Below are 15,143 nucleotides of genomic sequence, written 5' to 3'. Positions count from 1 at the left end.
CTTTTTCATTCCAGAGGAAAAGACCATGGGTCAAAAAGTAGCGGGTACCGCCTACGTAAAAGTGGACGGCACGCAGCTCACTATCACCGGCGGCGCGGAAGCCCCGTTGATGGAAGTGAAGCGGGAGACGGTTTATCCGGGTTTCTTCAAGGAAGAAGAACTGGCGCCGTACTTGAAGATGACAGCCATCGTTGAGGCGGGCTTTCCGATCAAGACGCTGGCGAATGGCCGCGACATGACGGTCACGTGCGAATTCAACAACGGTCGCGTCTACGTGCTTTCGGGTGCCTACCTGGTCGATGAGCCATCGTTCAAGGCTGACGACGGCACGGTAGAGCTGCAATTCGACGGCATCAAAGGGAGCTGGCAATGAGTGATTCCGTAAAGCTGCAGGCGCCTATTGAAGCGCATGGCGAGCCCCTGACCGAACTGAACCTGCGCCGCCCTACCGTGCAGGAAGTTCGGGCCATCAAGGCCTTGCCGTACAAGATCGACAAAAACGAGGAGGTCAGCCTCGACATGGACGTCGCCGCGAAATACATCGCGGTGTGCGCAGGCATCCCTCCATCGTCGGTCAACCAGCTCGATCTGGCGGACCTCAACACGCTGAGCTGGCAGGTGGCCGGTTTTTTCATGAGCGCGGCATCAGCACAACCGAGCAGCTGATCGAGGTCGCGTATGACCTGGCGTGGTTCTGGAAAGTTGATCCGGAGCTATTGATGGCCCGGCCACTGGACGTGCTCCTTGAATCGCTGGAGCACGCCCAGCGCATTAACCAATCCCAGCAGGTGTAGTGATGGCGGACAAGTTCCAGCTCAAGGCGTTGATCACCGGCGTCGACAAGCTGTCGCCGACGCTAGCGGGGATCCGTAAGAACGTTGCGGGCTTCACCAAGCAGATGAACAACTCGGGCCTGGGCAAGATCGGGTTCAAGGAAGCTTTGCAGGGCGGCGCCCTGGCGGCCCCGTTTATTGCTGGCGCCCGGGCGGCCATCGAATTCGAAACCGCCATGGCGGACGTGAAGAAGGTGGTGGATTTCGACACCCCGCAGCAGTTCAAGCAGATGGGGCAGGATGTACTCGATCTGTCTGAGAACATGCCGATGGCGGCGAGCGGCATTGCCGCAATCGTCGCCGCCGGCGGCCAGGCCGGTTTTGCACGCGGCGAGTTGAAACAGTTTGCCGAAGACGCCGTGAAGATGGGCGTTGCCTTTGATCAGACCGCCGAGCAGTCTGGCGACATGATGGCCAAGTGGCGCACCTCGTTCAAGCTGACCCAGCCCGAAGTGGTCAAGCTGGCGGACCAAATCAACTACCTGAGCAACGTGGGCCCGTCTTCGGCCGCGCAGATCTCCGACATCGTCACGCGCATCGGCCCACTTGGCGCAATCGCTGGCCTGGCTTCAGGCCAGATCGCTGCGATGGGCGCGACCCTGGCGGGCGTGGGCGTGCCGAGCGAGGTTGCTGCAACCGGCATGAAAAACTTCATGCTGGCCCTGACCAAGGGAAGTGCAGCAACGAAGCAGCAGGCCCAGGCCTTCAAATCTCTGCGACTCGACGTGACGAAGGTCGCCAAGAGCATGCAGAAGGATGCACAGGGCACTATTGAGGATGTGCTCGCCCGCATCGCGATGGTAGCGCCGGATAAGCAGGCCGGCCTCTTAACTGAGCTGTTTGGTTCGGAGTCGGTCACCGCGATCGCTCCGCTGCTGACAAACCTTGATCTTCTGAAGAAGAGCTTCCGGGATGTCGCCGAGGGGTCAGGCTATGCCGGATCCATGCAAAAGGAATATGCCGCGCGTTCGGCCACCACGGCCAACGCGATGCAGCTGCTGCAGAACAAAGTGACACGGCTGGGTGTTGAGGTGGGTAGTGCACTGCTGCCACCGTTTAACGACTTCCTGACCATCATCGGGCCCCTGGTTTCCAAGCTTTCCACACTGGCCGCTCAGCATCCTGGCTTGATCAAAGGCATCGTCGCCGCGGCATTGGCCTACGGCGTGCTCCGCGTAGCGGTGGTGGCCACCACCATGGCGATGACCCTGTTCAACGCCGTGACCAAGAAGTCGATTGTCGGCCTGGTTATCCGGGGTATCGCGCTGGCGGCCGGCCTGCTCATTGCAAACTGGGCAACGGTTGCGCCTTTCTTCGAGAAGGTCTGGGCCAAGATCGAAGGCCCGGTGATGCAAGCCTGGGAGCTGTTCAAGAAGTTTGCCGAGTACACGCCGATCGCTCTGATCACGGCGAACTGGGAGCCGCTGACGAAGTTCTTCGGTGCGCTGTGGGATCTGCTGGTAGCTCTGTCCGTTCCCGCCATGGACTTCTTGAAGTTGATCTTCGACTGGAGCCCCCTGGGCTTGATCGTCAAGCACTGGGAACCCATAACCGCCTGGTTCCAATCGTTATGGGCAAAGCTCAAGCCAATCATTGAGCCGATCATGAAATGGTTCGGCGGTGGCGATGGGGGTGATGGGATCATCCAGACCGCGACCAACAAGGTGAACGCTTTCACGGAGGCCCAGCAGAAACGCAATGCCGGCGCCGGCGGCGGTACTGGCGAGTTTCTCCAGTCCGATGCGGCGTTGGCCGCTCAGTCGCGGCGGGCGGCCAACAACGAAGCCTTTGGCATCGATAACAACCGACTGCTGAGCCGCCCTGGGCAAATGCCGCCTTCTGGCAGCTTGTTGCAGCAAACCGCCGCTACCCAGGCACAGAAGGTCAACGGCGAGATAAACGTAAACATCAAGGGCGCGCCGCCTGGAACGACCGTCGATCAGCCGCAGGCCAGCCAGACCGGTTTGAAAATAAAGCCCAACGTCGGTACGCGAACCGTTGGCGTCATGAGGACGCAGTAAATGGCAGAAAGAACGTGGCGTGACGAACTGCTGCCGGCCTCGTTCCGGGGGATCAGTTTCTTGATCCCCCAGGCCTCGGTGCCGGTGGGCATGAAAGGGCAGTTGCACGAGTTCCCTCAGCGGGATGAGCCTTACTTCGAGCAACTGGGCAAGCAGTCCCAGGTGCACCGGCTCACGATTTGGATCATCGGCGACGACTGCTTCGAGCGGCGCGACAAGTTCCTCGAGGCCATTCAAACGCCAGGTGCGGGCGAGCTGGTTCACCCTTGGCTGGGGCGAATGCAGGTCAAGGCCGGCGAAGCTGAGTTGACTCACGACTATCAGCAGGGTGGCATGGTCACCATGCTGGTGACGTTCTACCCGGACACGCCGCTCAAGTTTCCCGTGGCCAGGGTCAATACTCAGCAGCAGGTGGTGAAGGCTTCTGAGAGCATGTGGGATTCGGCGCTGGCGCGATACAAGGCTGCGATGGCCAAGGTTGACCAAGCACGCCTGGGTCTGGCCCGGCTGCGCAACAACTTGTCGGCGGTGTACACCGTAATCCAGCGCCAGTTCGCGCCGTTCGTGTCCGTCTTCACAAACCTGACCGGCTTGGCGCAGTCGATCATGAATGCGCCAGGCTCGCTTTCGGCGTTGTTCTCCAGCTATTTTAGCGACTTCTCAGTCCAGGACTACCTGGGCAACGACTCCAGCTATCGCAACACCGTGGCCACCGCTAGCCAGCAGGCCGAAGCGGTGAGCAGCATTAATACTGTCAGCACGATCGGCGGTGTCGACTCTGCCGCGGCATCGAAGGCCACAGCCGATCTGGTGCAAGACGCACTGCTCGTTCAGATTGCTCTGATCGTCAGCGAAATGCCGATCGCCTCTCAGCCTGTGTCCACAGACACAACGCCGTCTGCGGATCAACAGGCCGTGCAGCCCTTCGAAAGGCCTGAGGTGCCGGTGGCAGATGATGTGCTCGAGCTGCGCGACGGATTGAACGAGGCGATGCTTGAGGCATCGCTGAAAGCCGACTCGGCTCATTACTTGGTGCTCAATGCCCTGCGGCAGACAATCGTCAAGCACCTGACGGCGGTCGCTGCTTCCGGCGTTCGCCTCGTGGAAATTACCCCTCCGGAAACCCTTTCTGCGCTGGTCCTGGCGTACCGGCGCTTCGGCGACGCTACGCGCGAGTCCGAGGTCGTGGAGCGAAACCGCATTCATCACCCAGGATTTGTGCCCGCACGGCCGATCAAAATAGCCCAGAGGTAACCCGTGGACGAAGATGAAAACACCGTGACGCTCAGCGTCAACGGTTCGGATTACTCTGGCTGGAAATCGGTCGAGATCGCCCCCGGACTTGAGGATCAGGCCCGGTCGTTCAATTTAAGCGTCACCTGGAAGTGGCCAGGGCAGACCATTGGGCGGCCGATCAAAGAGGGGGGCAAGTGCCAGATTCGAATCGGGGATGACCTGGTGCTTACCGGATGGGTGTTCGCCTCGCCGATCGATTACGACGACAAACAAATCACCATGTCCATCAGCGGTCGGTCGCTGACCGCTGACCTGGTCGATTGTGCGGCAATCAACGAGCCGGGCCAGTGGAACAACCAGAGCATATTGTCGATCGTTTCAGCGCTTGCGGCGCCTTACGGCCTCAAGGTGCGCAGCGAGATCCCCGAAGGCGCCAAGCTCTCGGACCACACCATCGAGCCTGGTGAAACGGTTTTCGAATCCATCGACCGACTGCTCACTCTGTTCAGGGTTTTCTCGACTGACGACGCCACCGGCATGGTGGTGCTGGCCAGGCCCGGAAGCGAGGGGCGGGCGTTCGACGCGCTTGAGGTTGGCAAGAACATCAAGACCGGCAGTGCCGGGCTCGACTTCTCAGCGGTGTTTTCCGAGTACCGAGTGCTCGGACAGAAGAGCGGCACCGATGATGAGTTCGGCGCCGCGGCGGCCGAGGTTTCGGCAACGGTCACTGATCCACGGGTTGCTCGCCGGCGGGTGATGGTGATCCAGCAGTCGGGCCAGCTTACGAATGACCTGGCCCAGGCAAGGGCGCACTGGGAAAGCGTCACGCGCATGGGCAAGGCGCTGACTACCACCTATGAGGTTCAGGGGTGGAGGCAGACAAACGGCCAACTCTGGAAGCACAACATGCTGGTCCGGGTCATTGATCCAATTATCGGATACGACCGGTGGATGCTCATAGCCCGGGTGACCTACATCCTGGGAGAGGGCGGCATGGTCACAAAAATGGAAGTCGGCCCACCTGACAGTTACGAGCCGGAACCGAATGACTCGCTGAAAAACCGCAAGCTGAAAAAGGGCGGCAAGGGCGACAACTTCGAATACCTCATCCCAGCAGACTACGAGCCAAAACAATGAGCCTGAAAAGCATGCTGGCCCGCGGCACCGTCGTGCTCGCAAACGCCGGGAAGAAGATGCAATCACTGCAAATTCGCCTGACGGCGGGTGAGCTGAAAGATGGTGTCGAGCATTTCGAACCCTACGGCTTCACCTGCAATCCGCTGCCGGGCGCCGAAGTGCTGACAGCTTTCCTGGGGGGGGATCGCTCCCATGCGGTTGTTCTGGTCGCTTCTGACCGCCGCTACCGCGTCAGCGAAATTAAGCCGGGCGAGGTGGTCATCTTCACGGATGAGGGGGACAAGGTCCACTTCAAGCGTGGGCAGATCATCGATATCGAAACCCAGACGCTGAACATCAAGGCCGGTACCTCAGTGAATTTTGACACCCCCTTGATCACTCAGACCGGACGGATCGTTTCCGAGGGCGACCAGGTGGCGGGCGGTATCAGCCAGATAGAGCATGTCCATGGTTCCGTGATGTTCGGGAACAGCCAAAGTGGCCCGCCTGTGCCGGAGGCTGAATGATTATTTCAAACACAGTGGAGGCCGCTCTCACGCGCGCGGTGATGATCAGCCTTTTCACCTGGCGCCGCGCTGCGACGGATGACCCGGTCGATGACGAGGAGCGCTATGGCTGGTGGGGTGACAGCTACCCAGCGACCGCTGACGACAAGATCGGCTCCCGCCTGTGGCTTCTGCGCCGGGTAAAGCTCACCGAGCCCACTCAGCGCGATGCCGAGTTCTACGCCGACGAGGCGCTGCGCTGGTTGCTCACCGATGAACATGTGGTGGGTATCGAGATCAGTAGTGAAAAAGTCGGAATTAACCGGCTGAACCTGGTTGTGACCCTGACGATTCTTGGCGGCACGCGGCTTGAAATCAAACCCTCTTCTTCATGGCAGGTGATCTATGCCGTTTGAAACGCCGTCTCTGCCGGTGCTCATCAGCCGCACCCAAAGCGACCTAGCAAGTGATGTGCTGCGCCGATCTGATGCCCAGGTGCTGGCCAGGACCCTGAGCGGCACCGCGTACGGGCTGTACGGATACCTCGACTGGATCGTTGACCAGATCCTGCCCGACCGCGCTGACGAGGAAACCCTTGAGCGCATAGCGATTCTACGATTGAGCCAGCCCCGCAATCCTGCGCAGCCCGCTGAAGGCTCGGTCGGATTCACTGCTGCCGCGCTGGCGGTGCTCGATGTTGACGCTGTGCTACAGGCCGATGACGGCCGAACCTACAAGGTCACTGCCGGCTTAACGACTGCGGCGGGGGTAAGCACCACCACGATTGCTGCCGTTGATGCGGGTGTTCTCGGAAATGCTGACGCCGGCCTGACGTTGAGGCTGATCCAGCCAGTGGAGGGTGTGGTGAATACCTTCACCGTGCTCGCTCCAGGGCTCACCGGGGGGATCGCTCAAGAGAGCGTCGAATCCTTGCGCGCGCGCATTGTTCGGTCCTACCGCGTGATCCCGCATGGCGGTTCAAAAGATGACTACGAGACCTGGGCACTTGAGGTGCCCGGTGTCACGCGAGCATGGTGCCGAGGTAACTACCTTGGGCCTGGCACTGTTGGTCTGTTCGTGATGCGTGATGGGGACGCCGAGCCAATCCCGAATCCCACGCAACTTGCTGAGGTGAAGGCCTATATCGAGCCATTACGGCCGGTTACTGCAGAGCTATATGTGCTGCCACCAGCGGAGAAGGCAGTGGCCTACCAGATCCATGCGGTGCCTGATACCTCGGCGGTGCGCGCAGCAATCCAGGCTCAACTGATTGATCTGCATGACAGGGAGGCCGGACTGGGTGAGACGCTACTGATCACGCATATCGCCGAATCGATAAGCGGCTCGGCTGGCGAGACGGATCATCAGTTGGTCGCTCCGACGGCCAACGTCACAGCTGCCGCTAACGAGCTTCTGACCTTCGGGGGTATCACATGGCTGTGATCAGAACTGCGGAAGAGTATCGACTGCAGCTTAAAGGGCTGCTCCCGCCCGGACCTGCCTGGGATCCTGAACTTGTGCCAGAAGTGGCGCTGGTGCTGTCGGGTGTGGCTCTGGAGTTCTCCCGCGTGGATGCGCGGGCTGTGGCGCTACTGAACGAAATGGACCCGGCAGGGGTTAGTGAGCTGGTTCCCGACTGGGAGGCGATCATGGGCCTGCCGGACACCTGCCTCGGCCCGAACCCAGCGTTTGAAGATCGCCGCCTGGCGGTTCGCCGCCGGCTGGTGGAGGTGGGCGGCCAGAGCCGCGGCTATTTCATAGAGATCGCGGTAAGCCAGGGATATCCCAACGCATCGATCACTGAGCACAGAGCGCCCCGTATGGGGCGTTCTCGTTTTGGCTCAGCTCATTTCGGCACTTGGAACGCCCAGTTCATGTGGACGCTTAACACTGGCGGCAGGCAGAGGCAGGGCCGCCGCTTCGGTGTCAGCTATTGGGGCGAGCGTTTCGGCACCAACCCGGGGAATGCACTGGAGTGCCTAATCCGGCGGCCAGCGCCGGCACACACCGTTGTGTATATCAATTACGACTGAGGGGTAAAACCGTGGATTTTCCGAAAAGTGTGCCCAGCGTTGGGTTGGTAGATGGCAAATTTATTGATGAGGACGCAGTCGCCGGTACGCCCGGTTCGCTGATCCCGTCCGCGTGGGGCAATGCGGTAACCCTGGAAATGATTAAGGTTATCGAAGAGGCTGGCCTCACACCCGACGAAGACGACAACACGCAGCTGAATGCAGCCATTGATCTGAAGATTTCGGAGTCCTCTGTTGAATTCGCAAGCCAGCCTGAAGCTGAGGCAGGCGAGTCCTCTACAAAGGCAATGAGCCCGCTCCGGGTGTTCCAGGCCATCGCTAAGGTGATCACCCAGGCAACTGAATCAGCCTACGGATGGATCAAGATCGCAACCCAGTCGCAGATCAATGCAGGCGCAAGCGATCTGGTGGCTGTTACCCCAAAAAAATTGGCATCGGTAGTTCAGGTGCAATCCTTTACCGCGTTTTCAACAGGTGGGACTGCAGCAGCGTTAACACTCACCCCTGTACCGGCAATTACGACCTACGCACCCAATCAACGCTTTCAGGTCGGATTTAGTGTCGCTAGCGCCGGAGGGGATACTACGATAAACGTTTCTGGCCTGGGCCCGAAACTTCTGAAACAGTACAACTCCGCCGGAGTAAAGGTTCCAGCTGTTTTTGCTCAATGGCAAATTGCTGACGTCGTATACGATAGCGTCGATTTTGTCCTTCTTGATGTGCTGCCAACGACGACTGCAAACCTGGTTGGTATTCGAGGGGCCGCGCTTAATCTCCGGGTATCTGCCACAGGAACCGACTCGGTTATTGCTATCACTGCTGATGAGTTGCAGGTCGAGAACGCAGCGGGCCAGTTCATCACGCTTCGCAACGTTTCATGTACCGCATCGTTCGCAGTGGCTGGGGCAGGCGGCCTGGCAGTAGGCGCCGCCAATAGCCAGCTGGCATCGACTCTTTATTATGTTCATGTGATCTGGGACGGCACAGCGCCAAAGGGATGGCTCACCACGGACGTAAACCCGGCCACGCCACTCCCTGGCGCGTTTACCCACCGGGCTCGGGTTTCCCGAGACTTTACGGATGCTACGGGCAGCAAGTTTCCGCTCAGCTATTTGCAGAAAGGTCGCAATGGGCAATACGTGGTTGGAGGAAACGTAGCGGGATCGCCAAGGTTAATCTCAGGCATATCGGGCAACCCGGTCACGCCGACATGGACCCCTGTGCCCTTAGCGCCATTCTTAGCGCCGACGGACGCAGTCGTTTATCTAGGGCTATACAACCAAGGCGCCTCAACGCAGACAACCGCGGCGCCTAACAATGCTTATGGTGCAGTCAACTCCGCAACAAATATGCCGATGTGCAACATCAGTAACAGCTCGGCGAACTCAAACCAGAATAATTTCTTGATGCGGGTAGTGCCGGAGAGCAGCAACGTCTATTACGCGTCGAATGCCACGGTTAGCCACCTAAGCGCTTTTGGATGGGAAGACAGCATATGAGCGAAGTGATTGAAGCTCCAGAAAGTGAAGTTGGCGAAGTTCTGCCGCAGGAACAATTCCTAGGATGGGCCGTACACTACTGGTTCAACCCGGACGGCACTCCGCACGGGATTAAAAACTGGGTTGGCATCACTTCAATGGATGTTATTACGGATGGTGTTGTTTTCCTGCCTGCCGACCAAGGGCCACCTGGTGATCCTGTTTACCCTCCGCCTACCGAGGCGGACATCTTGGCTAGCCAGAGTGCAGTGCTTGCGGGATTGAAGCAGGAGAGCAACGCCCAGAAAACAGCACTGACTGAACGCATCTCTGAGTTGCAGGATGCGATCGACGCCAAGGAGGACCCAGACAGGGAAGAGGTTTGGGCCACGCCCGGGGAAGAGGCGGAGCTACCAACTCGTAAATCTCAACTGAAAAAATGGAAAGATTACGGGATTTTACTCGGCCGAGTGACAGGTCAGTCTGGTTGGCCGCAAGAAGCGGCTTGGCCAGACAAACCATCTGGCGGCATGGACGTAAGTTCTTCAGTCTCGGAATCCGCTTAAAAATAGCGGTGCTCGTTAAATACAGATCAGCTGTTACACGGAGAAAGCTATGCCGATCACCGAGCAGCAGTTGCTGCAAATCCTTCCGAACGCCGGCCGCCAAGCCGGCGTTTTTGTTCCTGTACTGAATGCGGCGATGTCCAGGTATGGAATCGTCACCAGGCTGCGCATTACTGCATTTATCGCCCAGGTGGGTCACGAGTCAGGTCAATTGCGGTACGTGCGGGAGATCTGGGGGCCGACCGCGCAACAGGCCGGTTACGAGGGCCGTGCCGATCTGGGCAATACCGAGCCTGGCGATGGTTCTAAATACCGTGGCCGGGGCCTTATCCAGATCACCGGCCGAGCGAATTGCGCGGCGTGCGGCGAAGCGCTGGGCTTGGACCTCATCAGCAACCCTGAATTGCTGGAACTGCCACAGCACGCTGCGATGTCGGCGGCCTGGTTCTGGTCCACCCGTGGGTTGAACACCCTGGCAGATCAGGGGCGGTTCGTGAAGATCACCCGGCGAATCAATGGTGGACTCACCGGACAGGCCGGTCGCCAGGCGCTGTACGAAAAGGCACTGAACGTCCTACCGTGAGAATTATTGGCGCGGGTCGTTGAGGCGGGCTGCGGCAAAAAAGCAACTCGCGTATGGGGTGATCTTCACACGCTACTTGCCTTTCGGCGGTGCGTTTCCTCGTCCGCCACCGGAAGGGTTGCCAGTAGTGCTTGGCAGATTAGGTATGGCCGGTGCTTTCGGCGCACTTCCTGCGCCGCCGCCTTTGCTAGATGATCCCGAGCTGCTCTTACCGCCTGTCGACTTGGGCATGACTATCTCCTGATTACGACTCAGTTGGACTGCAGGGGTGACTTTAGTCCAACTGGTGGCATGCGCTCGAAAATTGAAGGCTAGCCTCTGGATATGCCCTAGAGGCTTGGATGACAGTCAGTCAATTTTTAGCATCTGTGCGAGCAGCGGATCATTCGATCCCAGGATCGCGGCTTGTACATCGACGAAATACATCCCCCCTGTTATCTCGCCGATGATCTCGCCTTCCTCAATCCATTTCTTCAACTGCTGCCGGCTTGGTTTATTGCCGATATATCGCAGCTTTCGATACTCACCGACCTCCATGAGCCTCGGCAGTTTTACGGTTATTTGGGACACGATCTTCATAATCCGCGAACTCGTCGAGCTGCTTCGACTCTTTCGATGAGAGTGCTGCCAGGAATTCTTCTCGCGAGCTTCTCAGGTTCCAGGTACTGAGAGTTCGCATCCACGTAGTAATTACGCCCGTGCTTGATAGGTTTAGGTGTGATGCGGCCTTCGCGGGCCCATTTGCGTAGGGTATTGGGACTGGGCGGGGTTTTATAGTTTTCCGCAGCCCATTCTGCGAGAGTCAATTTGGTCATGAGTTCACCTGCCGCTGGCTAATGTCGGCCATTATTTTAGTCGGAGCTCAGGGCTTTTTTTCTGAGTCGTCTGGCCACCCAGGCGACTGATTACGACTTGGCTTAGTACTTTTGGGATGCCGTCACCTCCCACGACAAATCCGAACTGTTGCTCCTGTAACCATCTGATTTGAGCGCTCGGCTTTTGATAGCCAGTGAGTGCTGCCACTTCCTCTTTGCTCAAAAACATAATCTACCTCGTCAATCATTTCCGACTGAGCTTCTTTCCAGATATCAGTAGTTTTTTGAGAAGACGTTCAGATGAGCAGCATGATGGGTTTTGTATTGGTCGTCCTTGCGTTCCGCTTGCGTCTTAGGTTGGTCGCGTTCAGGTTTGACGTGTCCGCAACAGGTGGCCAATGAGCATCTAAAAACTCGTCAAATCTTTTTATGCTATACAGGATTGATCCGTCGACTTTTGACCATACGCCTTCCGGCAATACACCTCTGGCTCGTTTCCCTTGTAAGGCACGCCTGGTTGTACCCAGGATGTCGGCCATCACGGACTCAGACACCTTGTCCCAGGTTTCTTTTATATCGTTTAGGCCACTGGGCGGTGTTTCTATAGTTTGATCCAGTGAGGTCCCGCTATAGATTTTTTCTAGCAGCGATTGCTTTGGCACTTTGGGGTGGCCGTCACCACCATGAATGAACGCTATGGAATTAGTTCTAAGCCAACGCGCTTGAATTGCTGGCCGCTCGTAACCAGTTAGGTCAACCACTTCGTCTTTGGTTAGGAACATCTTCATCCTCTTTTGATCATCTACGTAAGGGTTATGCCTGCCCAGACCGTTTAATACGAGCTAGGCCCTGCTTGATATGCCCAGCGTTCTCGCCAATCACCTCAAGGGCGCCACGCACGTTCTCACCTACGTTTGAGGTTTCGCTATCCTCTGCCCATAGAGTTAACTCCATGATGGCTGCCTCTAGGGCAAGTTGGTTCTCATAGATCCGTTCCAAGATGTCAGGGAGTGAGTATTCGGTGGATGGCATTGCATGGTCTCCAGTAGAGGGAATGAAAAGCATAGCCGCGGGCAAAAAAATGGCCCGCTTATATGCGGGCCTAATGGGAATTTTTCAAAGGAGTAGGGCGACCTTACCCCCTGCTCTGTAAATGCCAGGTGAAAAGGATGTCGCAAAAGCAGAAAGCCCGCACTGGGCGGGCTCTCTGTAGCACTTGTGGCACTGATCAGATCCTTGCCGTGACTGAGTCAATACTTCGCATTAATGGCTTATAGCCACCATTGGTTAGCAATAACGAGATCATGCCGAACGCCCCCGGCAGCCTGATACATACTCACTCATCTCACCATTAGGGGCCCTCAATGAGAGAGGCACAGCGAAGATTGGCCATGACAGCCTGGCGTGATCTGTTTGCCCTGGCTGGAAATCAAATGGACGCGGAGGTTAAGTACTTTGGCTTGCTGAGGCGGGCTGACGCAATGGAACTTGCCGAACTAATCACCAGCGATGAGTGGATACAGCTTGTACAGCAGGCTGGAACATTACTTGCCAGTACCGCTGAGTGCATGGGCGGACCGGGGTAGGGCAGAGACAAGATCCCCGTCCATCTGTGTATGTCCGATGAGATCAATGAGGTTTAGGAGAAAAGAGCGCTCTCGCAGCCTCGTCCAGTAGCCTATCGATCTCAACCAGCTCAGCTTCTTTGATATCAATCGCGCTTTTGTAGGCGCATGCCATGAGCTGCAGCACCTCTAGGTCGGAAATCTTCGCAAGATCACCTTTAAGGTCGGGACGCTGGCTGAGTAGGAGCGCGCGTATCTCTTCTGCGGTTTTCGACTTTTCCATGGGTATTCCCTCCATATCTCAGCTCAATTTTAGCGCATGGGAATGTGGAGTAACGGCCGCTGATCGCCAGATTGCTGAAGGGCAAGGCAGATACAAGAAGGCCTGCGCCGTGGACGGCAGGGAAGTGGCTGTCAGAGGGAAGTTGCGATCGCCCTGGCCAGTTGCGGGTCTGACATCAGAGGCGGTGGGCTGATCGAGCGGTAGTACCTTGAGGCTTGCTCAAACTGGGCGCCGCGAATCTCGCCGTCTGAACCAATGAACGCCAAGGCGTCAGTCTTGGCTGATTTGAAAATCTTTGGCGGCTCGGTCGTGAGAGATGTAGTCGCCCCAATTAAAATGGTTGGCGCGGAGATTGTGAGAAATATCGCGGCAGCGATAGGGTTGGCGCCATCACCTGACACGGCCTGTGTGCTGACCGATGCCAGCAGGGCGACTGCCAGAGTCTTCCATGAGTCCATTCTTTGTTGCTTCCATTGCGATCAGAGGGCGCCACGGTAGCAGAGCAGGGGAACACCAGAAACAACAAACCCACTCAGCAGTGCGCTACAGGCGCGATCGGGGGGAGCATAAGCCTGAGTCCGAGGGCTTCAACATAGTGAAGCCGAACTTGATATGCCCGTGGTTTTCGCCGAGCGCTCCCCCTAGAGCGGATCACTTCGGTCAGCGTATGAATGAGGGGGCGGGCGGGATAGCTGCTTCTATCGCAAGACAGTCCATTTGCTTTGACCACAAAACAGTGGCTCGAAGTGGTGCTGAGTCTCTGCCCCCATAACGAAGCCACACTCGAGCTTCACCCTGACTCCATTCGGCAAACTATCTCCGTCATCTAACGCGAACTGCACACGATCTGCGGTGACCAAATTCCCGGTATCGGTTCTAACGGTGATCTGCTCATCAAGAACCAATACGGTGTATCCAATTTTTGCAGGAGATTTAATCTGTCCCAGCGGGTCGTTTGCTGCAAACGTAAAAAAACGACCGGTAAACTGCATGGGATTTGGCCCCGGCGGCGTAGGTATTTCAGCTGCTGATACCGCAAGTGAAAACAGCGCCGGAATTAGCAAAAATGCTTTCATGATTTTCCTTTCAAAGGTCAAAGCCACACGGCGGCGGGGTGCGCGGGCACGGATCCGGAGGTGCGTACTGTGCGGGGTGAAGTGCCATGTCGTGCGCTGTAGGCCTAGGCACCGCCTTGGGCAGTCACTGTTCTACGGAAAACTGACGTCTCGGATGTGAAGGGTGCGGCGCTATCGGTAAGGCTGGACAGCAGGTTGGATATGAGAAGCAGCCGCAGCGTGTAGCTAGGTTACTTGGAAGACTTTGCAGGGAGCGACGGAGTCTCCGCTTTCATTTTTTCCTTAGCCATTTCCATACCGAAGTCGATTGCCTTGTTTGCAACAGTTGCCGCAATGGTGCCTACGATAGCTGCCACACCCAAGACGACGCTCAATACAGCGCTGGCCACGACCAATTTGGTCTCAACCTTATTGACGCGATCCATGACTTGTTTGTTGTCTTCCTTGAGCTCTCCCAGCTTTTCCGCGAGGTGATCAAGAGAAGTCTCTATTTTTCCGACAACGACATGAAGATCATTCAGTGACTTCATCTGCCACTCAGCTGGGCCCGGGGTAGGTGTCGTCTCAGGAACCATAGGGTTCGTGTTCTCAGGGCCGCCAAACCTGCGGTTTTTGCTGGACATTTATGAGTTCCACCTGCTTTTAATCCATTCCCAGAGCGTGGTAGGTGCTCGCCCATAGTAGGAACTAATCGCCACAACTACCCCCGATGCGGACGAGCCGTCGGTTATTCCCAGCAGGTTAGACAGTTCTTGGGTGGTGCCAGAGAAATTCACTACAAATCCGTTTTTTGGAAGATCCGTAAAGTCGACGGTTCCAAGGGATTGATTATCTTTGAGCGCCCGCAATATTGGATCGGACTGGTCTGTCGGTAAGACCAAGAAAATTGCCATGATTCTTCCTAAATTATGGTGGCCGCTACGCTGGAGTCTGGCGGTATTGAGACGCTATTTAAGGTCGCACGTCACATTTTCAAGCCGAGCTATCTCTCTGCTGCAGGGCCGGTGCCATCCTGACTGCATAGCAGCCGAT

The 15,143-nt window shown here is 57.1% G+C and carries 22 protein-coding genes; 12 read left to right on the top strand and 10 right to left on the bottom strand.

Features of this window, described 5'->3' with window-relative positions:
- The first annotated feature begins 25 nt into the window (after positions 1–25).
- From HU722_RS25305 to HU722_RS25250, 12 genes are all read left to right on the top strand, one after another.
- Positions 26–373, top strand: coding sequence for a phage tail tube protein (locus HU722_RS25305; RefSeq protein WP_034112033.1), 348 nt, complete (start codon positions 26–28; stop codon positions 371–373).
- Entirely contained in the window at positions 370–666 is a 297-nt protein-coding gene (locus tag HU722_RS25300) for a phage tail assembly protein (RefSeq protein ID WP_065948810.1), read from the top strand. Before HU722_RS25305 ends, HU722_RS25300 begins: the two co-directional genes overlap by 4 nt.
- Positions 667–796: 130 nt before the next feature.
- The gene (locus HU722_RS25295; RefSeq protein ID WP_186753095.1) at positions 797–2,854 is read left to right on the top strand and encodes a phage tail tape measure protein; all 2,058 of its coding nucleotides are present in this window, start codon (positions 797–799) and stop codon (positions 2,852–2,854) included.
- On the top strand, positions 2,855–4,108 hold the full coding sequence (locus HU722_RS25290) for a DNA circularization protein (RefSeq protein WP_186753096.1): 1,254 nt from the start codon (positions 2,855–2,857) through the stop codon (positions 4,106–4,108).
- Between the two features lie 3 nt (positions 4,109–4,111).
- On the top strand, positions 4,112–5,227 hold the full coding sequence (locus HU722_RS25285) for a phage baseplate assembly protein (RefSeq protein WP_186753097.1): 1,116 nt from the start codon (positions 4,112–4,114) through the stop codon (positions 5,225–5,227).
- Positions 5,224–5,733: a phage baseplate assembly protein V gene (locus tag HU722_RS25280; RefSeq protein ID WP_186753098.1), complete on the top strand. Its 510-nt coding sequence runs from the start codon at positions 5,224–5,226 to the stop codon at positions 5,731–5,733. Before HU722_RS25285 ends, HU722_RS25280 begins: the two co-directional genes overlap by 4 nt.
- On the top strand, positions 5,730–6,128 hold the full coding sequence (locus tag HU722_RS25275; protein WP_186753099.1) for a phage GP46 family protein: 399 nt from the start codon (positions 5,730–5,732) through the stop codon (positions 6,126–6,128). The genes HU722_RS25280 and HU722_RS25275 overlap by 4 nt, the downstream gene beginning before the upstream one ends.
- Complete coding sequence (locus HU722_RS25270) at positions 6,118–7,155, top strand: baseplate J/gp47 family protein (protein ID WP_186753100.1); 1,038 nt, start codon at positions 6,118–6,120, stop codon at positions 7,153–7,155. Before HU722_RS25275 ends, HU722_RS25270 begins: the two co-directional genes overlap by 11 nt.
- On the top strand, positions 7,146–7,745 hold the full coding sequence (locus HU722_RS25265; RefSeq protein ID WP_186753101.1) for a YmfQ family protein: 600 nt from the start codon (positions 7,146–7,148) through the stop codon (positions 7,743–7,745). Before HU722_RS25270 ends, HU722_RS25265 begins: the two co-directional genes overlap by 10 nt.
- An 11-nt stretch (positions 7,746–7,756) precedes the next feature.
- Positions 7,757–9,244: a hypothetical protein gene (locus HU722_RS25260; RefSeq protein ID WP_186753102.1), complete on the top strand. Its 1,488-nt coding sequence runs from the start codon at positions 7,757–7,759 to the stop codon at positions 9,242–9,244.
- On the top strand, positions 9,241–9,789 hold the full coding sequence (locus HU722_RS25255; protein WP_186753103.1) for a tail fiber assembly protein: 549 nt from the start codon (positions 9,241–9,243) through the stop codon (positions 9,787–9,789). The genes HU722_RS25260 and HU722_RS25255 overlap by 4 nt, the downstream gene beginning before the upstream one ends.
- A gap of 49 nt (positions 9,790–9,838) precedes the next feature.
- On the top strand, positions 9,839–10,372 hold the full coding sequence (locus HU722_RS25250) for a glycoside hydrolase family 19 protein (RefSeq protein WP_186753104.1): 534 nt from the start codon (positions 9,839–9,841) through the stop codon (positions 10,370–10,372).
- A gap of 348 nt (positions 10,373–10,720) precedes the next feature.
- Here the strand turns inward: HU722_RS25250 and HU722_RS25245 are convergent, their stop codons facing one another.
- The 10 genes from HU722_RS25245 to HU722_RS25205 form a co-directional block, all read right to left on the bottom strand.
- On the bottom strand, positions 10,721–10,951 hold the full coding sequence (locus HU722_RS25245; RefSeq protein WP_189683374.1) for a hypothetical protein: 231 nt from the start codon (positions 10,949–10,951) through the stop codon (positions 10,721–10,723).
- Positions 10,948–11,187 carry an excisionase gene (locus HU722_RS25240; RefSeq protein WP_186753105.1) on the bottom strand — a complete coding sequence of 80 codons (240 nt, stop codon included), beginning with the start codon at positions 11,185–11,187 and terminating at the stop codon, positions 10,948–10,950. The genes HU722_RS25245 and HU722_RS25240 overlap by 4 nt, the downstream gene beginning before the upstream one ends.
- 31 nt (positions 11,188–11,218) lie before the next feature.
- Positions 11,219–11,416, bottom strand: a complete 198-nt coding sequence (locus HU722_RS25235; RefSeq protein WP_186753106.1) for a DUF4224 domain-containing protein — start codon at positions 11,414–11,416, stop codon at positions 11,219–11,221.
- Positions 11,417–11,483: 67 nt separating this feature from the next.
- The gene (locus HU722_RS28945) at positions 11,484–11,969 is read right to left on the bottom strand and encodes a DUF4224 domain-containing protein (protein ID WP_225930659.1); all 486 of its coding nucleotides are present in this window, start codon (positions 11,967–11,969) and stop codon (positions 11,484–11,486) included.
- A gap of 31 nt (positions 11,970–12,000) precedes the next feature.
- Positions 12,001–12,219 (bottom strand): hypothetical protein, encoded by a 219-nt coding sequence (locus HU722_RS28940; protein WP_225930658.1) that lies wholly within the window; start codon positions 12,217–12,219, stop codon positions 12,001–12,003.
- A 597-nt stretch (positions 12,220–12,816) separates the two neighbouring features.
- Positions 12,817–13,035: a hypothetical protein gene (locus HU722_RS25225; RefSeq protein WP_186753107.1), complete on the bottom strand. Its 219-nt coding sequence runs from the start codon at positions 13,033–13,035 to the stop codon at positions 12,817–12,819.
- 131 nt (positions 13,036–13,166) lie between these two features.
- Positions 13,167–13,493, bottom strand: a complete 327-nt coding sequence (locus tag HU722_RS25220; RefSeq protein ID WP_186753108.1) for a DUF2388 domain-containing protein — start codon at positions 13,491–13,493, stop codon at positions 13,167–13,169.
- Between the two features lie 240 nt (positions 13,494–13,733).
- Positions 13,734–14,111: a hypothetical protein gene (locus HU722_RS25215; RefSeq protein WP_186753109.1), complete on the bottom strand. Its 378-nt coding sequence runs from the start codon at positions 14,109–14,111 to the stop codon at positions 13,734–13,736.
- A 230-nt stretch (positions 14,112–14,341) separates the two neighbouring features.
- Positions 14,342–14,734: a hypothetical protein gene (locus HU722_RS25210; protein WP_105162873.1), complete on the bottom strand. Its 393-nt coding sequence runs from the start codon at positions 14,732–14,734 to the stop codon at positions 14,342–14,344.
- Positions 14,735–15,004 (bottom strand): hypothetical protein, encoded by a 270-nt coding sequence (locus HU722_RS25205; RefSeq protein ID WP_105162872.1) that lies wholly within the window; start codon positions 15,002–15,004, stop codon positions 14,735–14,737.
- Positions 15,005–15,143: the final 139 nt, after the last annotated feature.

It is taken from the genome of Pseudomonas tritici (assembly GCF_014268275.3).
In the GTDB taxonomy this organism is placed as follows: domain Bacteria; phylum Pseudomonadota; class Gammaproteobacteria; order Pseudomonadales; family Pseudomonadaceae; genus Aquipseudomonas; species Aquipseudomonas tritici.
Note: the sequence above shows the minus strand (reverse complement) of the source record. Positions and strands in the feature narration are given on the sequence as shown.

Bases quoted from the DNA above. Each gene is read 5' to 3' on its own strand.
- HU722_RS25305 (WP_034112033.1), top strand. From the start codon at position 26: ATGGGTCAAAAAGTAGCGGGTACCGCCTACGTAAAAGTGGACGGCACG.
- HU722_RS25300 (WP_065948810.1), top strand. From the start codon at position 370: ATGAGTGATTCCGTAAAGCTGCAGGCGCCTATTGAAGCGCATGGCGAG.
- HU722_RS25295 (WP_186753095.1), top strand. From the start codon at position 797: ATGGCGGACAAGTTCCAGCTCAAGGCGTTGATCACCGGCGTCGACAAG.
- HU722_RS25290 (WP_186753096.1), top strand. From the start codon at position 2,855: ATGGCAGAAAGAACGTGGCGTGACGAACTGCTGCCGGCCTCGTTCCGG.
- HU722_RS25280 (WP_186753098.1), top strand. From the start codon at position 5,224: ATGAGCCTGAAAAGCATGCTGGCCCGCGGCACCGTCGTGCTCGCAAAC.
- HU722_RS25275 (WP_186753099.1), top strand. From the start codon at position 5,730: ATGATTATTTCAAACACAGTGGAGGCCGCTCTCACGCGCGCGGTGATG.
- HU722_RS25270 (WP_186753100.1), top strand. From the start codon at position 6,118: ATGCCGTTTGAAACGCCGTCTCTGCCGGTGCTCATCAGCCGCACCCAA.
- HU722_RS25265 (WP_186753101.1), top strand. From the start codon at position 7,146: ATGGCTGTGATCAGAACTGCGGAAGAGTATCGACTGCAGCTTAAAGGG.
- HU722_RS25255 (WP_186753103.1), top strand. From the start codon at position 9,241: ATGAGCGAAGTGATTGAAGCTCCAGAAAGTGAAGTTGGCGAAGTTCTG.
- HU722_RS25250 (WP_186753104.1), top strand. From the start codon at position 9,839: ATGCCGATCACCGAGCAGCAGTTGCTGCAAATCCTTCCGAACGCCGGC.
- HU722_RS25245 (WP_189683374.1), bottom strand. From the start codon at position 10,951: ATGAAGATCGTGTCCCAAATAACCGTAAAACTGCCGAGGCTCATGGAG.
- HU722_RS25240 (WP_186753105.1), bottom strand. From the start codon at position 11,187: ATGACCAAATTGACTCTCGCAGAATGGGCTGCGGAAAACTATAAAACC.
- HU722_RS25235 (WP_186753106.1), bottom strand. From the start codon at position 11,416: ATGTTTTTGAGCAAAGAGGAAGTGGCAGCACTCACTGGCTATCAAAAG.
- HU722_RS28945 (WP_225930659.1), bottom strand. From the start codon at position 11,969: ATGTTCCTAACCAAAGACGAAGTGGTTGACCTAACTGGTTACGAGCGG.
- HU722_RS28940 (WP_225930658.1), bottom strand. From the start codon at position 12,219: ATGCCATCCACCGAATACTCACTCCCTGACATCTTGGAACGGATCTAT.
- HU722_RS25225 (WP_186753107.1), bottom strand. From the start codon at position 13,035: ATGGAAAAGTCGAAAACCGCAGAAGAGATACGCGCGCTCCTACTCAGC.
- HU722_RS25220 (WP_186753108.1), bottom strand. From the start codon at position 13,493: ATGGACTCATGGAAGACTCTGGCAGTCGCCCTGCTGGCATCGGTCAGC.
- HU722_RS25215 (WP_186753109.1), bottom strand. From the start codon at position 14,111: ATGAAAGCATTTTTGCTAATTCCGGCGCTGTTTTCACTTGCGGTATCA.
- HU722_RS25210 (WP_105162873.1), bottom strand. From the start codon at position 14,734: ATGTCCAGCAAAAACCGCAGGTTTGGCGGCCCTGAGAACACGAACCCT.
- HU722_RS25205 (WP_105162872.1), bottom strand. From the start codon at position 15,004: ATGGCAATTTTCTTGGTCTTACCGACAGACCAGTCCGATCCAATATTG.